This window comes from Natronorubrum texcoconense (genome assembly GCF_900100335.1).
GTDB classification, from domain to species: Archaea; Halobacteriota; Halobacteria; order Halobacteriales; family Natrialbaceae; genus Natronorubrum; species Natronorubrum texcoconense.
This window is the reverse complement of sequence record NZ_FNFE01000009.1, coordinates 13,908-28,678: the sequence shown is the minus strand read 5'-3', so window position 1 is coordinate 28,678 and position 14,771 is coordinate 13,908. Positions and strand designations below refer to the sequence as shown.

Here is a 14,771-nt window from a genome sequence, read left to right as displayed (position 1 = left end):
CCGCGAGCCGTCCAGCGGTCGGGCCGGTAAATCGTTACAGCAATCCGTATCAGAGATCGGCGCGGCCGAACTGCCAGAGACCGATCCCGAGCGGAACGAGCGCCCAGACCGCGAGGACGACGAAGCCGAACCAGGGCTCGGCGAGCAGCGGCGGGTTCTCGACACCGTAGGCGGTCGCGATCGTGAACTGCCCCTCGCCGAAGACGGCGGCGATCGCGGAGCCGTAGGCGGCGTCCGGCGACAGCGAGAGGAGGCTCACGTACCAGTCGGGATGGTCGTCCATCCACAGCGAGCCCTCGACGAGATAGAGCAGCCCCATAGCGAGGAAACTCCAGATGAACCAGAAGAAGACGATCAGCCCGAACGCGCCGGCCGCCGCCCGGGTCGTCGACCCGGTCATCGAGGAGAGCCCGACGGCGATACAGACGTAGACGAACCCGAACAGGATCGTCACGACCGTAAACAAGAGGTAGTCGACGATCGAGACCGAACCCACGAAGACGAACAGCCCGATCAGGCCGACGAGGAAGCCGACGAGAATCGAGACGGCGACGACCGCCGAGCGGCCGAGGATCTTGCCGATCACGACGTCGCGACGAGTGTGGGGCAGGCCGAGCAGGAACTTCAGGCTCCCGCTCTCTCGCTCGCCGGCGATGGCGGCGTAGCCGATCACCAGCGCGATGATCGGCACGAGGTAGCCTGCGGGCGTCTGAAGGGCGAAGACGAGGTCGAGCGTCGACTCCGCGCCCTCGCCCTCCAACTCCGCGAAGAGGTCGCCGGCCCACGACGCCAGAAACGCGCCGCCGAGCGTAAAGAGCGCGAAGACGGCGGTCAGTCCCATCAGCTTGCGCGAGCGAGCCGCGTCGGCGAAGTCTTTCTTCGCGACGGTGATCGCGCTCATTGGGTCACCTCCGTCCGGTCGTCGGCTGTGTACGCCATAAACAGGTCCTCAAGCGACGATTCGTCCGTCGCGAAGTCCTCGATCGAGACGCCCTGTTCCTCGATCGTGCGGAGGACGGTCGTCTTCGCCCGATCCTCGCAGGTGACGACGAGCGTCGTGCCGTCGGCCGACACCTCGGAGACGCCGTCGACCGACTCGATGGCCTCGAGCGCCGCGGAGGAGTCCTCGGGAATTCGGTCGACCTGCACCCGCAGCCGGGTCTGTTCCGGCATCGAATCGCGAAGGCCGTCGACGGTGTCTTCGGCGACCAGCTCTCCCTTCCGGAGGATCCCGACGCGGTCACAGATCGCCTCGACCTGGCCGAGAATGTGTGAGGAGAAGAAGACGGTCGCGCCGCGAGCGTTCTCCTCGCGGATAATCTCGCGCATCTCGCGGGCCCCGTTGGGATCGAGTCCCGTCGATGGCTCGTCCAGAATCAGCAGATCGGGTTCGCCGACGAGCGCCGTCGCGAACATGAGTCGTTGGGTCATCCCCTTCGAGTAGCCGCCGGCTTTCTTGTCCGCCGAGTCGGCGATCCCGACGCGCTCGAGAAGTTCGTCTGGATCGTCGTCCGCCCCTTTCGATTCGATGGCGAACTCGACGTGTTTGCGGCCGGTCAGCCGGTCGTAGGTTTCGACGCCTTCCGGAAGAATTCCGGTTCGGGTTCGGATCTCGAGGGTGTCCTCGCGAGCGTCGAGACCGAAAACGCTCACCTCGCCCGCGGTCGGTCGGATGAAATCGAGGATCAGATTGATCGTCGTCGACTTCCCCGCGCCGTTCGGGCCGAGGAAGCCGTAGATCTCGCCGCGCCGGACGGAGAGATCGAGACCGTCGAGGGCCGTTTCGGTCCCGTACCGTTTCGTCGCGTTTGAGATATTGATAGTAGTCACGGTGTTAATTATACTCGTTTGTATTCAATAGACATATAGGTTTTTTCATTTAACAGTTTTGCGCGATGAGCGGCCGAGTGAGCGTCGCCAGAGCGTGAGACGGTCGAGCCGCCGGTCCGTCGGGAATCGCTACCGGATCGGCTTCGATCTCCTGTGTCGACAAAATCGATCAAAAGAAATATATTTACCACCATTTATTTTTCGATGGAAGCAACAGTATGTTCACAGTATCCCCGCAGACGACAGCTCGACCGCGCCCCGGTCACGATCGGTATCGGCGAGTCGGCGCTCGAACGGCGACGAACGGACTGGAGGGCGGTGACTGATGCTATTCGCACTCGCTCCGTTACAGACCAACGGCGAGGAGTTCATGAGTCCCACGCTTATCCTCGTCTCGACCGTGATCTTCCTGATCATCTCGGTCGTCATCGGCTACTGGGTGTACAAGGACGCCTCGAAACGCGACAACAACGAGGTCCTGTGGGCGATCGGAACCGCCGGACTGACGTTCTTCACGTTCATCTTCGGACTCGTGGCGCTCGTCGCCTACTTCATTATCCGCGGCGACGAGACGTCGGACGAACCCCCGGAAGAGGCGACCGGCGGCGACTGGTAACGACTCGTCGACCCGGTATCCGAACGCTCCGATACCCGACCTACTCCCATGCCATCCACCAGCGACGAACTGACCCGAACGGAGAGGCGCGACCTGCTCGAGCGCGCGAACCGACAAAGCGCGACTATCGGCCAACAGCTCCCGGAGACGATCACTGTTGGCGACGACGAACTTCCCCTCGAGGAGTTCGTCATCGAGACCCGAAAGGTCGAGGGTATCCCGGACGACGTCCAGCCGCTGGTCAGGGAAACCGAACGCGAACTGACCGCCGAACGCAAACGGCTCGTCGCGCGCCTCGAATCGGCGCCGATCGACCGTGAGGAAGGCGAGGGGATCGTCGAGACGATCGTCGGAATCGATCGAGCCAAGAACGCCCTCCGAAGCCTGCGCCGAAAGCGCTTCGGTGCCGAAGCGAGCGCGGCCGCGCTCGACGATCACGAGCGCTGGCTCGACTTCGTGAACGCGATCCGCGGGTAGTCTCCCGGGATCGTCCGCACGCGTCTCAGCCGAACCCGCGAGCGAGCGGTGCCCGATAAATCGCGAGCGCGGGTTGCCTGGTTCGGCTGTACCTTTTTCGCCGGCGCTGTCGTTGACGTCCTATGGCGACATCGGGAACCGGAAACGAGCCCGACACCGACGACACCGGTACGGCAGTCTCTCTGCAGAACGTCCGCAAGACCTACCAGCTCGGCGAGCCGGTCCACGCGCTAGACGGCGTCTCCCTCGATATCACGCGGGGCTCCTATACGGCGATTATGGGGCCGAGCGGTTCGGGGAAGTCGACGCTGATGAACCTCGTCGGTTGCCTCGACACGCCGACCGAGGGGACCGTGATCGTCGACGGGGCGGACGTGGCGACGCTCGACGACCGTGAACGGACGACCCTCCGGGGGACGACGGTCGGCTTCGTCTTCCAGACGTTCAACCTCATGCCGCGGCTGACCGCCCTCGAGAACGTCGCCCTCCCGCAGCTCTTCCAGAACGTCGGTCGCGGGGAGCGTCGCGAGCGGGCCAGGGAGCTCCTCGAGCGCGTCGGACTCGCGGATCGGGCCGACCACCTTCCGAACGAACTCTCGGGCGGCCAGCGCCAGCGCGTCGCGCTCGCCCGGGCGCTCGTCAACGACCCCGCCCTCGTCCTCGCCGACGAGCCCTCGGGAAACCTCGATACGGAGACCGAAGCCGACGTCCTCGACCTCTTCGCGGAGTTCCACGGCGGCGGAACGACGATGATCGTCGTCACCCACGAGCGCCACGTCGCCGAGCGCGCCGAACGCATCGTCCACCTGTTAGACGGGAAACTCGAGCGGATCGAAGACCTCGGCAGCGCGAACGCCTCCGACGAGGCGGATACCTGATGCGACCGACCGAGAGCCTGCGACTCGCCTGGCGATCGATCCGGGGTCACAAACTGCGCTCGGCGCTGACGACGCTCGGTATCGTGATCGGCATCGCGGCCGTGATCGCGTTCGTCACGCTGGGTGCGAGCCTGCAGGCGGGCATCATCGGAGATATCAGTCCCGACGACCAGCGCAACAGCTACGGCTGGGCCGCCGACCCCGACACCGAGGGCGGGCCACTCGCCGGTGCGCAACCGGTCTTCAGCCAGGACGATCTCGACGCGCTGAACGACGACGAGGATATCGACGCCGCCTACGGCTACATGCCGTTGTCGACACAGGCGCTCGTCTACGAGGGTGAAATATCTCCCCAGAGCGATGCCCTCGTCGCGGCCGGGCCGCCCTACATCAGGGAGAACACGCTCGAGGAGGGCCGGCAGTTCGAGCAGGGCGAACGCGAGGCCGTCGTCAATCCAGCCGTCGCCGGCCAGTTCGAGGAGGACCTCGAGGTCGGTGACGAGCTGACTATCGCGTTACAGGGCGGCCAGCAGACGACCGTCACCGTCGTCGGGATCACCGAAAGTTCGGAGGGGCTGAGCCCGTTCGAGGGGTTCGAGCCGTCGCCGCGCGTCTACGTGCCGACGGATCCCTTCTACACCGAGGACGCCGCCGGAGCGATTCCGGGCGGTGGTGGGGGTGGCGACGGAGACGGCACCGACGAAAACGGTGAGGCAAACGATGGGGGTGAAGCAGACGAAAACGACGAGGGCGGCGACGGTACCGACGAAAACGAGACCGATACCGATGCTCCCGACGGGCCCGGAGACGCGCTCTTCCTCGCCATCGTCGTCGAGGCCGAATCGGCCGACGAATCGGATATCGACCGCGCCAAGGAGAGCGCGCTCGCCTACCTCGAGAGCGACGAGTCCGACGCGAGCGAACTGCTGGGCGACGACCTCGAGATAACGCTGCAGACGAGCGCGGAGTTGCTCCAGCAACTCGAGGACGTGCTCGACCTCTTACAGAACTTCATCGTCGGCATCGCGGCCATCTCGTTGCTGGTGGGCTCGATCGGCATCGCGAACATCATGCTCGTCTCGGTGACCGAACGGACCCGCGAGATCGGGATCATGAAAGCCGTCGGCGCCCAGAACCGTGAGATACTGGGGCTGTTCCTCGCCGAGTCGGTGATCCTCGGCATCGTGGGGGCGATCCTCGGGACGCTGCTCGGTCTCATCGCGGGCTATCTGGGCGCGTGGTACATCGACCTCCCGCTGGTCTACCCCTACGAGTACGTCGTGCTCGCCATCGCCGTGGGCGTGCTCGTCGGCATCGCCGCCGGGCTGTATCCGGCCTGGCGAGCCGCGCGAACGGACCCGATCGACGCGCTCAGATACGAGTGACGTGGATCACCAGCGTAGTGGAGAGTCAGCGTCGATCCCGTTCGACATCACGGTCGCGCCTCGAGTCGCGCGCGTCGGGACGAGTCGACTCTCGGTCCCGCCTCCGCCGCGAGTCCGACTGCGGTCCGGACGAGTGCGTTCGGCCGACCGACGGCGACTGCTCCGCCGACAGCCCGATCTTCTCTCGCGTTCGAACGCGATGGGCCGGATACTCCCTGGCGAGATACGCGCCGAGATAGCCGCCGAGCGCGGAGAGACCGACGGTGTACAGAAACAGGAGCGCCACGGCGGCGACGACGGCGAGCGCGACGAGCGCGAACCCCTCGAACGGGACCGCAGCGATCCCCATCCCGAATCCGAGCACCCCGAGGCCGAAGATCGCGATCCCAGCGAGCGGCAGGAACGTGATCGCCCCCGCCAGCGCGCCGACGATCGCCCCAGATCGGGTGTCCGGACCCTCGAGAAATCCCCCAGCGATACCGCCGAGGACGGTCGAGAACGGGACGAACGAGAGTACGACGCCGACGATAGCACCGATGAGCGCGTTGACGAGCGTCCGGCTATTGACCATACCGGACGAACGGCGAGCACGGAGAAAAGTGACGGTGGTGTCGTAACCGGGCTCGATCCGTTCCGAATCGCAGACGGCTCAGTCGTCGGCCGGTCGCGAGCCGGGCTCCTCCGGCGACGTCATCGTGGTCTCGGTGCCGGGCCTGGATGTGTCCTCGCCCGGCGGCTCCTCGAGGTCGGCTTCGACGATCTCGGAGAAGGTCGCATTCCCGTTGACTTCGGCGGCGAGTAGGTCGACGGCTTCGACGAAGACCGCGACGATCAGCGGCCCGACGACGATCCCGATCGGGCCGAGCGTGAAGAGCCCGCCGGTGAAGCCGACGAAGTAGAGGCTACCGGGGAGGCCGGCGGAGTGCTGAGCGAGGCGCGGCCGGACGCCGATATCGGGAAACCAGGCGACGAGGGTGATGCCGAGGACGCCGACGAGGACGGCCGCGGTGAGTTCGCCCGCCGCGACGTGATAGAGGGCGATCGGCGCGATGAGCAGGCTCGGGCCGATGATCGGGACGAACTGGAGGATCGCGGCGATGATCGCCAGCGTAAAGGCCGCCTCGTAGCCCAGCAGCCAGAACAGCGGGTAGCCGATGAGCAGGGTCGCGACGGACGTCGCGAGCTGCAGGACGTAGATCGCATACAGCGTTTCGCGCGTCCGTTCGGCGAGCGCGTAGATGATATCTCGATACTCGTGTGGAACCGGCGCGATGGCCGCCCGCCCGGCCGCGTCACCCTTGAGTACGAGCGCGAACAGCAGGATGACGAACAGCGCGAACTTGATCGCGAGCACCGGCAGCGCCGAGGCGAAGGAGACGGCAGCCCCGCTCAGGAAGTCGAGTGCGATAGACTGCACTTCGGCGACCTCGATCGTGTACGCCATGCCGAACGCCTCGATCGGGACTTCCTGTGGAATCCCCTCGATGACGCCGATTACCTGATCGATCCGGAAGTAGAGCGTGACGACGATCGGTGCGAAGACGGCGATCGCACTGACGAAGCCGATCAGCGTCGCCCCGACGGCCGCCAGCCACTCCGAGAGCCCGCGTCTGACCAACCAGTCCTGTACGGGCATCAGCACGTACGCCACCGTCAGTGCGAAGAGAATCGTCCCGAGAACCTCGAGCAGGATCGCGCCCGTGACGAGCCCGAGTATCGCGACGATACCTGCGAGCACGTACCGGCGGTTCCTAGGAGCGGTCGCGTTCGATGTCACAGCTATGGCTCACACTGCGGGAGCAAAACCCTTCGGATCGGAAGAAATTCCGAGAACGTGTACGATCAGTTAGACGTTGGGAACGAGACTTACGTCTTCACGACGTATCCCCGCTGAATGAAACGGCGGACGGTCGTGCGAACTATCGGCGTCGGAGCGGGGACAGCCGTCGGTCTCGCCGGCTGCCTCACTCGCAACGGCGACGACGATCCACCGAACGGCGGCGAAGACGGCGATCCCGAACCCGAGGAACCCGATTACGACGGCACCCTCCGGATCGCCACCTACGGCTCGATGGTCACGGGTCCGAACCCGGCCGGACCGTGGCTCGAGGAAACGTTCGTCGAGGAGTATCCCGACGCCGAACTCGAGTGGGTCGTTCCGAACACGGGTCTTCAACACTACATCCGGCGCGGGGAGTACGAGTCCGAGATCGACGTCGACGTGCTCTTCGGGTTCACCGTCGGCGATCTGGCACGGATCGACGACCGGGTCGGCGACGGAAGCCTCCTCCGGGAACTCAACCTCGAGCGAATCGACGGCCACGAACGAATCCGAGACGAGCTCGCGCTCGGAGATCCGCACAATCGGTCGCTGACCTACGATACGGGCTACGTCAGCCTCGTCTACGACGAAACCGAACTCGAGGCTCCCGACGGGTTCGACGACCTACTCGGGTCCGCGTACGACAACGCACTGTTAGCCCAACATCCCGTCACCTCCACCCCCGGCCAGGCGTTTCTGCTGTGGACGATCGAGTCGGCCGACGCGGAGACCGCATTCGAGTACTGGGAGGAACTCCTCGCGAACGGCGTTCAGGTTCACGACACCTGGAGCGACGCCTACTACGATGCGTACATCGAGAACCAGCGGCCGATGGTCGTCTCCTACTCGACCGATCCGCTGTTCGCGGCCACCGAAGGGTACGAGCCCGAACGCCACCGGGTCGCGTTCCCGAACGACGAGGGGTACGCCGTTCCCGAGGGGATGGGGATTTTCGAGGGAAGCGAGGAGCCCGATCTGGCCTACGCGTTTCTCGAACACGTACTCTCGCCGGAGTCCCAGCTAGAACTCGCCCGGCGGAACGTCCAGTTTCCGGCCATCGAGGACGTCAGCCTCTCGCCGGAGTTCGGCGAAGCCGTCCGCCAACCCGCGGAGCCGGTGACGACGAGTTACACCGAACTTCGGGGCCACCTCGACCAGTGGCTCGAGGACTGGACGGAACGGTTCGATGACCGCCTCGGAGACCAGTAGCGGCCCGATTGCTCCGTTCCAGCCGTTCCCCCAGAGTGGGAACTGGCACCGTCACTAAAGTGCAATAGCGACGGAGTGGACGACATCCGAGCGGCGTTCGACCATCGAATCGGCGACCGATCGGTGGCTCGGACGTGGGACAGCGACCGACTACGCGATCACCATGGACGAATACACACTCCTCATCGCCGGCGCGAACACCGCGACGTTACTCACCGGTGGCGCCGTCGCCGCACTCGCGTACCGTGCGTTTCGACGAACGGGTTCGGCTGCACTGCGTGCGGTCGCCCTCGGCTTCAGCTTCATCGTCGCCGGCTCGGTCGGCGGTGCCATCGCCCACCTCGTCGGCGGTAACGTCGCCCTCGGCGTGACGATCCAGAGTGCGTTCACCGCCGGCGGGTTCGCAATCCTGCTGTACTCGCTGTACGCCGAGACGTCCGCAACGAGGACGGTGACGATTCGCCAGTCCGACTGAGGACAACTCGCGAGTGTCTACTCGAGTCGGTCCCGAAACCGCTCCAGTCCCATCCCGAGCATGTCCGGACTGACGGGCTGGAACTCGCCGTCATCGGGCAGATACGGTCGAACCGAATCCCAGCTATCGCGAGCGTAGCGCTCGTCGAGGAGGACGCGAACGCCGACATCGTCGGGGCTGCGAATGACGCGGCCGATCGCCTGCCGAGCCTTGCGGACGGCGGGGATCGTGAGCGCGTACGTGAAGCCGTCCCCGAACTCGTCGTCGTAGGCCCGGCGGACCGCCTTCGTCCGCGGACTCGAGGTGTTGACGATTGGAACGCCACAGACGACGGCCGCGGAGAGGCGGTCGCCGCTGTAGTCGACGCCCTCGGTCAAGGTGCCACGGAGGCTCGTGACGAGGACCTTCCCGCCGCCGTCGAAGAACTCGCGTTTGAGCGACTGGGTGGTCTCGTCGTCGCTCGCCGCGTCGACTAAGACGGGTTTCGAGAGGCGATCCTCGAGGACGCCCGCGATCCACTCGGCTTCGGCGTAGCTGGGCATGCCGACGAGAACGTTGCCCGAAAGTCCCCCCACCTGGGAGATGGCGTCGATGTACTGCGTCCGTGTCGGATTCTCCGCACCCGGACGACCGCGGTTGTCGTAGGTGAACTTCGGCGCGGCGACCGCGAAGCTCTCCCGGTTTTCGGCGGGAAAGTGCAGTCCGTAGCGTCGTTCGACGACGGGTCGCTCCTCCTCCCGCTCGAGGTAGTCGAGTCCCGTCACTTCGGTGAACGCCTCCATCGGCTCGAGGGTCGCACTCATGAGGATACCGCCGCCGAAGGCCGCGAGTCGGTCGCCGATCGCGTCGCTCGGCACGCAGTTGTGTAGGGCGAGTCTGGCGTTGTAGGCTCGCCGCCAGGAGTCGGCGGGTTCGGTGTCGTCCCAGGTGCGCTCGAGTTCGATCTCCCGGAAGTAATCGGTGTGATTACAGCGGTACCACTCGCCGAGGACGCGGCCGACGGCGGGTGCCGCGCGGATTCGGTCCTCGTCTTCGGCCTCGTTGAGGATTCGCTCGACGACGGCCCCCACGGAGTCGGCCCGGACCCAGTCGGCGTCGCCGTAGCCGGCGTCCCTCGCCCACTCGGTCAACTCGTCTTCGGCCGGCACGGATGGATCGCGCAGCGGAATCTCCTCGTCGTGGAGGTCGTGGGGATCGGACTCCCATCCCCTGTGGTTCCGGTCGAGATAGGCCGTCACCCGGCGGTCGAGTTCGCTCCGGAGGTCCCGGACGAACTCGAGGGTGCGATTCAGTTCCTCGAAAGTGACGTCAGTATCGTTGAGTTCGGCCCGCACGAGGTCGGCGTCGGCGGTCTTCGAGCCGCCTTGCGCGTTGCGGCCTTCCCGTTCGAATTTGATCGGCTGGATCACGCGCGAGAGTTCGGTTTCGGCGTCGCGCAGGAACGTATCGCTGATGCCGTCGCTGACCAGGTCTCGAACGCGCGGCTCCAGCATGTGCGCCTCGTCGCAGACGACGAACGTGGAGTCGTCGAGCAGCGCGCCGGTAAAGGAGCCGGTCGTGCGGGGATCGAACGCGTGGTAGTAGTTTCCGAGAACGACTTCGGCGTGGCCCAGCACGGCGCCCATCACCGAGTGCGGACAGGTGCCGTGGGCGACCGACCGTGTGACGAGGTCCTCCGGCGTGATCATTCCCGCCTCGGTGAAGTCGTAGGGGACGGCTTCGACCGCGTCGCCGTCGCTGCCCTCCTCGGGGAGGTCCTCGAGGTACTGCGCGTAGAACGGGCAGTACTCGGTTTCGGCGCCGACGGGACCACCCTCGCCGTACTCGGGGAGGTCGGGCGCGTACGGCGTCGGTTCGCCGGCCGTCTCGAGGAAGCGACTGCTGGTCCCGCCCCGACTGCCGCTGTCGGCCAACCCGATCTGCTGGCTGCGGGCGCGTGCCGCGAGGTTCTGGGCGGTCGTCTCGCCGGCCTCGCCGGTGAGGTCCCGGGTGCGGTCCCGCAAGGTCTCACAGCGGTCGTAGACGTTGCCGTCGTCGATCCCCGCTGCCCCCTCGCGGTTGTACGGACAGACGTCGGCCTTTCCGACCAGTGTGAGTCCCGAAATCGGGTTCCAGTCGGCGGGCAGATTCTCGTTGATCGTCTCGAGGTCGGCTTCGAACTGGCGCAGTTGCTGTTTGACGCTCGTGAGGACGAAGACGCGCTCGTAGTCGCTGTCAGGATCGCGGACCAGGTCGATCCCGGCGGTGAGCGCGATCATCGTCTTCCCCGTGCCACAGGCGCCCTCGACGACGGTGTAGCCGCCGTCTCGAGCGGTGTCGATGGTAGTCTCGATACCGTCGACCTGCTCGTCGTAGGGCTGTCTGTGGCCGAAGATCGATCGCCAGTCCGTCATGCTTTCCGTACTCCGCCCGTCATGCTTTCCGTACTCCGCAGCGGTCGTGCATATCCTTGACGGACTGTGGCCGCGTCATCACTAATAAAGCGCGGGACGGTCGCGGCGGCCGGACGCTGCCAGCGTGCTCCTTTAAGTGTCCGAGAGCCTACTATCAGCTATGAAAGTCCCCCACTCCCTCGAGAACGTCGACCGAGACGACGTCGTCGTCCGTACCTTCGAGTACGAGGACGGCAGCGTTATCGCAGTCGATTTCGGCAACTCGGCCGCCGACATCTCGATGGATATCCTCGGTTCGACGGCCATCATCGTCGCCGACGGCGAGCAGTACGAGTTCGAACTGCCGCCGGAAGCCAGCGACGTCTCGGCACAAAACGGCGTGCTGACGATCAAAGAGTGACGGTCGGGTTACGAGGTCGTCGAGAGCGACGCGCGATACGCTCCGTCTGAGCGCCCGTTTTCCGCCAGCTCGAGAACCGAACCGGGGTAGACGGCTCGCGACGAGCGGGCGGAAACGCAACGCCTTCCCCGTTCGGTCGACTACGCTCGCTATGAGCGACGCTATCGACGTCGAGCGCTGGCGAGAGGAACTCGAGTCGAAACGGGCCGAGAAAGACGAGTTCTTCGCGGAGCATCCACAGTCACCGATCCCGCCGGAAGAGCGCGACGAGTTCGACGGGCTGGAGTACTTCGACCCGGACGCGACCTACCGCGTGACCGCCACCGTCGAGCGCCACGACGATCCCGAAGTCGTCCTGATGGACACGACCGCGGGCCGGGAGATGCGGTATCTGCGGGTCGCGACGCTCGAGTTCGAATTGGAACGGGACGACGAGGACCTCGCGGACGGCACCTACGAACTCGCGGCCTACCAACTCGAGAGTCCGAACGAAGAGCCGCTGTTCGTCCCCTTCCGGGACAAGACGACCGGCCAGCAGAGCTACGACGGCGGTCGGTATATGGAGCTCTCGCCGGATCGAGAACTCGCAAGCGAGGACGAACTCGTCGTCGACTTCAACCTCGCGTACACGCCGTTCTGTGCCTACAGCGAGACGTTCGACTGTCCGCTCCCGCCGGAGGAAAACTGGCTCGAGATCACGATTCCCGCGGGCGAACGGTTCGAGTAGCGAAACGAGTACAGATCGGTGACGGGGGTAGGGGGTGGGTGGCTTCGGGTCGAGCCACAGCCGCAAAACCACCCGACGCAGGTGCGACTCGAGTCGAAGCGAGGGGGTTGTGAGATCGGCGCGTATCGAGTGGAAACCGGGGGCCGTCCGCGAAGTCAGGCCGTCGATGCAATCGAAGGCCGCCCGCAAAGTCAGCCCGTCGACGAAACGGGAGCCGCCGCGAGAGTCAGGGTGCGACGCCGACCGTCAGCAGGGTGCCGAACTCGCGGTAGCGTTCGACCATCGCCTCGCGGCGATCCCAGTTGTCGGTCGGGAACTCGTCGGCGTCCGGAATCGTCGTCTCCCGATCGGGAACGTTGTCCTGTGCAGCAACGTAGAGACCCGCCTCACGGAAGGCCTCGCGGTACTCCCGACGATTCCAGCGAGTCATTTCGATCGAGATTCGCTCCTGCCACTCGTGAGAGTAGACGTTTTCCTCGTAGTAGTTGACGGCGCAGTAGAACGTGCCACCGGGACGGAGGATTCGGGCGACCTCCTCGAGGGTGTGGTGTGGATCGGCGGCGTAGTAGAACGCCTCCATGCTCCAGACGTGATCGACCGAGTCGTCGGCGAACGGAAGCGAATCGAAGTCGCCGACGAGAAAGGCGACCTGCGGGTCATCCGTGTAGTCCGCCGCGTTGTGCGCCATCTCCGGCGAGCCGTCGAGCCCGTAGACGCGGCCTGCGTCGTTGGTATCCCGCAGTGCACGGCCGGCGTAGCCGCTGCCACAGCCGAGGTCGAGGACGGTGTCGCCCGATTCGACCGGCATACGCGCGAGCGCGTGTTTCGCGGTGTGCCAGTGGCGGTCTTCCATCCCGCGATCGCGGCCGCTTGCGGCCCAGTCGTCGAACTCCTCGCGAACGCTCATACGCACAACGTGGCGCTCGGGAGCCAAAATGCGTTCGACTCGGGGCGCGCGGCGTCCCGGACCACGAACGCAGGAATCATCGACAGACTCTTTAGGCTGGCCTAAAAAGGTGTAGTTGGAGAGGTTTAGGTTGGCCGAAACTCCGTGGGCATCGGACGAAGGTCAAAAACAGCTCCCGCTGACGCAATTTTTCGTGCAGTATCTCGGGAATAATCGGAAGCTATATGTGTTTTAGGTCAGCCTAAAACTAGATATGCAACAGCGCAACAGCACGCCAACGCACCGAACCGCAATGGACCGACGACGATTCCTCGCGACCGCGAGCGTCTCTGCAGCCGGAATCGCAGGACTCGCGGGCTGTCTCGGCGACGATTTCGACGACACACCGCTCGTCGAGACCGATCCGATGGAAGATTCCCTCGGCTCGTCCGTCGTCAGTTGGGACGACCTCGGCGATCTCGAGGGTGAGATCACCATCTACTCCGGTCGAACTCCCGATCAGATCTCCGCGGTGTTCGATGCGATCGAGGAGGAGTACGACGACCTCACCATCAGCGTCGATTACGACGACAACGACGTGCAGGTCAACCAGATTCTCGAAGAAGAGACGCATCCGGCGGACCTGATGTACTCGCAGGACCCGGGTGCGTTGAACGAACTCTACAACAACGACGTCCTGCAGGAACTCCCGGAAGACATCATCGACGCGGTTCCCGGTAGCTACCAACACAACGAAGGCTACTGGACCGGCGTCACCGGTCGAACGCGTTCGATTCAGTACAACAGCGATCGGGTAGACGAAACGGAGTTCGACGACTGGGACGAACTGCCGACCGACATCATGGAGTACGCGACCGACGAGCGCTTCGAGGGAATCATCTCGACGCGACCCAACTCCGGGTCGTTCCGCGGATTTATCCAGGCGATGGTCGAGCTCGAGGGCGAAGAGGAAACCCGCGAGTGGGTTCGGGCGATGGCCGAAGATCAGGACGCACAGCTCTTCGAAGGCGGTTCCGATCAGGCCAGCGCCGTCAATCAGGGCGGCGACGGCGATCCGATCATCGGACTCGGTAACAGCTACTACGCCGCGCGAATCCTCAACGAGGACTCCGACGCTCCGATCAGAACGACGTTTACGGAAAACGACGCCGGCTGTCTGTTCAGCGTCGCCGGCGTCGGCGTCCTGAACGAGGTCAACGACGCCGAACTCGTCGCGGAGTTCGTCCGTCACCTGCTCGCCGAGGAGGGACAAGAGCTCATGATGGAAGACAACGGCGAGTATCCCGTCATCGAAGGCATCGACTACGTCGGTCCGCTGCCAAACCTCGACGAGATCAATCCGCCGGAGTTCGATCTCAGTAGCTTCGACATGGACCTCCAGGAAGCAGGGGATCTCATCGACGAGGAAGGAATGGGCGTCTGAGACGACCGGACGATCAGCGTACAGCGAAACCGAAACCGTCTCGCGTTGCCGACCGCTCACCACCCGCTATGTCCGCGCCGGCAAGCGTTTCTTTCCTCGCGGTGGCTCCGTTCGTGGTAGGTCTTGGTTCCACGAACTGCCTCGGGAAAAGTGGTTCGGGGCGCCTTCGGCGTCTTCTCATCACGAGAGAGCGTTTCCATCTCGAACGACTCCAACGTACTCGGCCTGC

Annotated in this window: 15 protein-coding genes; 9 read left to right on the top strand and 6 right to left on the bottom strand. The window is 64.8% G+C overall.

Annotated features, from left to right (window positions below):
* Nucleotides 1–49 precede the first annotated feature (49 nt).
* Both BLT08_RS20680 and BLT08_RS20675 read right to left on the bottom strand, forming a co-directional pair.
* On the bottom strand, nt 50–901 hold the full coding sequence (locus BLT08_RS20680; RefSeq protein ID WP_090311855.1) for an ABC transporter permease: 852 nt from the start codon (nt 899–901) through the stop codon (nt 50–52).
* Nucleotides 898–1,830, bottom strand: coding sequence for an ABC transporter ATP-binding protein (locus tag BLT08_RS20675; RefSeq protein WP_090311854.1), 933 nt, complete (start codon nt 1,828–1,830; stop codon nt 898–900). Before BLT08_RS20675 ends, BLT08_RS20680 begins: the two co-directional genes overlap by 4 nt.
* 325 nt (nt 1,831–2,155) lie before the next feature.
* On the opposite strand from BLT08_RS20675, the gene BLT08_RS20670 reads away from it, so the two are divergent.
* The 4 genes from BLT08_RS20670 to BLT08_RS20655 all read left to right on the top strand — a co-directional run bounded on the left by BLT08_RS20670 (nt 2,156) and on the right by BLT08_RS20655 (nt 5,186).
* Nucleotides 2,156–2,446 carry a hypothetical protein gene (locus BLT08_RS20670; protein ID WP_090311852.1) on the top strand — a complete coding sequence of 97 codons (291 nt, stop codon included), beginning with the start codon at nt 2,156–2,158 and terminating at the stop codon, nt 2,444–2,446.
* A 48-nt stretch (nt 2,447–2,494) separates the two neighbouring features.
* On the top strand, nt 2,495–2,923 hold the full coding sequence (locus BLT08_RS20665; protein ID WP_090311850.1) for a DUF5788 family protein: 429 nt from the start codon (nt 2,495–2,497) through the stop codon (nt 2,921–2,923).
* Nucleotides 2,924–3,045: 122 nt separating this feature from the next.
* The gene (locus tag BLT08_RS20660; RefSeq protein ID WP_090311848.1) at nt 3,046–3,801 is read left to right on the top strand and encodes an ABC transporter ATP-binding protein; all 756 of its coding nucleotides are present in this window, start codon (nt 3,046–3,048) and stop codon (nt 3,799–3,801) included.
* Nucleotides 3,801–5,186, top strand: coding sequence for an ABC transporter permease (locus tag BLT08_RS20655; protein ID WP_090311846.1), 1,386 nt, complete (start codon nt 3,801–3,803; stop codon nt 5,184–5,186). Before BLT08_RS20660 ends, BLT08_RS20655 begins: the two co-directional genes overlap by 1 nt.
* 25 nt (nt 5,187–5,211) lie before the next feature.
* Here BLT08_RS20655 and BLT08_RS20650 read toward each other — a convergent pair whose 3' ends face one another.
* Entirely contained in the window at nt 5,212–5,757 is a 546-nt protein-coding gene (locus BLT08_RS20650; protein ID WP_090311845.1) for a DUF5518 domain-containing protein, read from the bottom strand.
* A gap of 78 nt (nt 5,758–5,835) precedes the next feature.
* Nucleotides 5,836–6,963: an AI-2E family transporter gene (locus tag BLT08_RS20645; RefSeq protein ID WP_394328204.1), complete on the bottom strand. Its 1,128-nt coding sequence runs from the start codon at nt 6,961–6,963 to the stop codon at nt 5,836–5,838.
* A 117-nt stretch (nt 6,964–7,080) separates the two neighbouring features.
* Here BLT08_RS20645 and BLT08_RS20640 point away from each other — a divergent pair, with 117 nt between their 5' ends.
* Both BLT08_RS20640 and BLT08_RS20635 read left to right on the top strand, forming a co-directional pair.
* The gene (locus tag BLT08_RS20640; RefSeq protein ID WP_090311841.1) at nt 7,081–8,217 is read left to right on the top strand and encodes a thiamine ABC transporter substrate-binding protein; all 1,137 of its coding nucleotides are present in this window, start codon (nt 7,081–7,083) and stop codon (nt 8,215–8,217) included.
* A gap of 163 nt (nt 8,218–8,380) precedes the next feature.
* Nucleotides 8,381–8,692, top strand: a complete 312-nt coding sequence (locus BLT08_RS20635; RefSeq protein WP_090311839.1) for a DUF7521 family protein — start codon at nt 8,381–8,383, stop codon at nt 8,690–8,692.
* 17 nt (nt 8,693–8,709) lie between these two features.
* Here BLT08_RS20635 and BLT08_RS20630 read toward each other — a convergent pair whose 3' ends face one another.
* Entirely contained in the window at nt 8,710–11,085 is a 2,376-nt protein-coding gene (locus BLT08_RS20630; RefSeq protein WP_090311836.1) for an ATP-dependent DNA helicase, read from the bottom strand.
* Nucleotides 11,086–11,245: 160 nt separating this feature from the next.
* Here BLT08_RS20630 and BLT08_RS20625 point away from each other — a divergent pair, with 160 nt between their 5' ends.
* Both BLT08_RS20625 and BLT08_RS20620 read left to right on the top strand, forming a co-directional pair.
* Nucleotides 11,246–11,485, top strand: a complete 240-nt coding sequence (locus BLT08_RS20625) for a DUF7127 family protein (RefSeq protein ID WP_090311835.1) — start codon at nt 11,246–11,248, stop codon at nt 11,483–11,485.
* A 151-nt stretch (nt 11,486–11,636) separates the two neighbouring features.
* Nucleotides 11,637–12,212 (top strand): DUF1684 domain-containing protein, encoded by a 576-nt coding sequence (locus tag BLT08_RS20620; protein ID WP_090311833.1) that lies wholly within the window; start codon nt 11,637–11,639, stop codon nt 12,210–12,212.
* Nucleotides 12,213–12,438: 226 nt separating this feature from the next.
* Here the strand turns inward: BLT08_RS20620 and BLT08_RS20615 are convergent, their stop codons facing one another.
* Complete coding sequence (locus tag BLT08_RS20615; RefSeq protein ID WP_090311831.1) at nt 12,439–13,119, bottom strand: class I SAM-dependent methyltransferase; 681 nt, start codon at nt 13,117–13,119, stop codon at nt 12,439–12,441.
* A gap of 253 nt (nt 13,120–13,372) precedes the next feature.
* Between BLT08_RS20615 and BLT08_RS20610 the strand changes: the two genes are divergently transcribed.
* Nucleotides 13,373–14,542 (top strand): extracellular solute-binding protein, encoded by a 1,170-nt coding sequence (locus BLT08_RS20610; RefSeq protein ID WP_175529400.1) that lies wholly within the window; start codon nt 13,373–13,375, stop codon nt 14,540–14,542.
* The last annotated feature ends 229 nt before the right edge of the window (nt 14,543–14,771 follow it).